Source organism: Propioniciclava sp. (genome assembly GCF_029977985.1).
GTDB lineage: Bacteria > Actinomycetota > Actinomycetes > Propionibacteriales > Propionibacteriaceae > Propioniciclava.
Genome location: NZ_JARKOT010000151.1, coordinates 1 through 1,439, shown reverse-complemented (window position 1 = coordinate 1,439; position 1,439 = coordinate 1). Strand labels below are relative to the sequence as shown.

Below are 1,439 nucleotides of genomic sequence, written 5' to 3'. Positions count from 1 at the left end.
GCCCCGCCGGCGACGCGGCGTCCGGTCGTGCTGCCCGTCCGGCCCACCGCGACCCACGCCGGACGCCGATCCTGCACCTCTGCGCCGCGGCGTGGCCCTGAGCCCTGTGGACAGTGGCGCTCGCCCGCGCGCCAGGTGACTGGTACGGGCGAAGGGATGCGTGCCCACGATCCGAGGACATCTGGACGGACAGGATCACGATCAGGACCGAAGTGCAGATCCCCATCGAGTCGATCGCCAAGGTCGATCTCCTGCTGGGGCAGGCGACCATGCTGACTGCTGACCGTTGGGACGACCTGACCGCGATGATCCACGAGGCGATGGGGATCTCGCTGTTGATGGCGGCCACTCATCCGTCGACCCGTCCCGTGGACGTCCCGGGTCTGACACGACTGACGGCGCTCGAGTGCGTTGAGCACGCGCTGCGTGAGGTTCATGCCTGGGACTTGGCTCTCGCCGCAGACCTGCCCGACTTGGCCCGGCTGCGGGTGCTGTTGGCCGACGTCCGCAGGGAGTTGGACAGCCCTGTCGGACGGCGAGGGTAGCGGCCCATGTGGCAGGCGGTCAGGCGGGAACTCGCCCGCCTCGAGTGGGACGTCGAGCCGCCCCTCACGCTGGATCTGATGGCCGACTGGACCCAGACCGTGTCCAGCCTGGTGACCATCCGCCGTGCGCTCGGCCCGATCTCCACAGCCGACCCCCTCGCGCTGCTGGCCACGGCAACGACCGGCGCAGCGCGAACTGCTGACGTGAAACCGATCCTGGCGCCGTCGCTGGACGCTGTGAGAGCGGCGCTCGCCGACGTCGGCCAGGACATGGCGTCGCGCCCCGACTTCGACCGGCAGCGCGACGCGGCGACCCTCAACCACGTCGCCTACGAACTCGTGCACTGGGTGCGCGTCCGGACGCCCGACGACCGGGCGAAGGCATGGCTGCTGGCCGGCGAGGCCGCACTCGACGGCGCGATCCACGCCCCGACCAGCCGATCTGCCGCCGGCGTCGGCCTGGCGGCCTGGCAGGACGCGCTCGCGGCCGTGCAGCCCGTTCAGAATGCCCCGATCGTGCGCCGCAGCGTGGCGCTCGGGCACCTGGCGATTCTGCGCGACACTCACGCTCTTGTGGACACAGCAGCGAAGGCCGGGGCGCTGCCCGGGCCGTATGCTGACGAACTCCTCGGCAACATCCGCGAGCTCGCCCGAGCCCATCAGACCACGCTGAGTCAGATCGACAGCCGAGGGCTGGGTGCTACCCGCGTCGACCAAGCGGTCATGCTCCAGGTCGGCACCGCCGTGCGGCAGCTCACTGGACGCCCGGATCTCACCGAGCCTTCCCGCGTCCGTCTGGACGTGCTGCTGCGCTCGGGGCTCGGCCAGGCGGTAGTGGTCGCCAACCTCGTCGGCGAGCCGTCCGCCCACCCTGCTGCTGCGCGGATAAGCCGA

2 protein-coding genes are annotated in these 1,439 nt (G+C 71.0%); both read left to right on the top strand.

What is annotated here, in order from left to right; translation table 11 throughout:
• Positions 1-212 precede the first annotated feature (212 nt).
• Complete coding sequence (locus Q1K57_RS09440; protein ID WP_300081478.1) at positions 213-545, top strand: hypothetical protein; 333 nt, start codon at positions 213-215, stop codon at positions 543-545.
• 6 nt (positions 546-551) lie between these two features.
• Positions 552-1,439: hypothetical protein (locus Q1K57_RS09435; RefSeq protein WP_300081475.1), on the top strand; the 888-nt coding region annotated here is incomplete at its 3' end.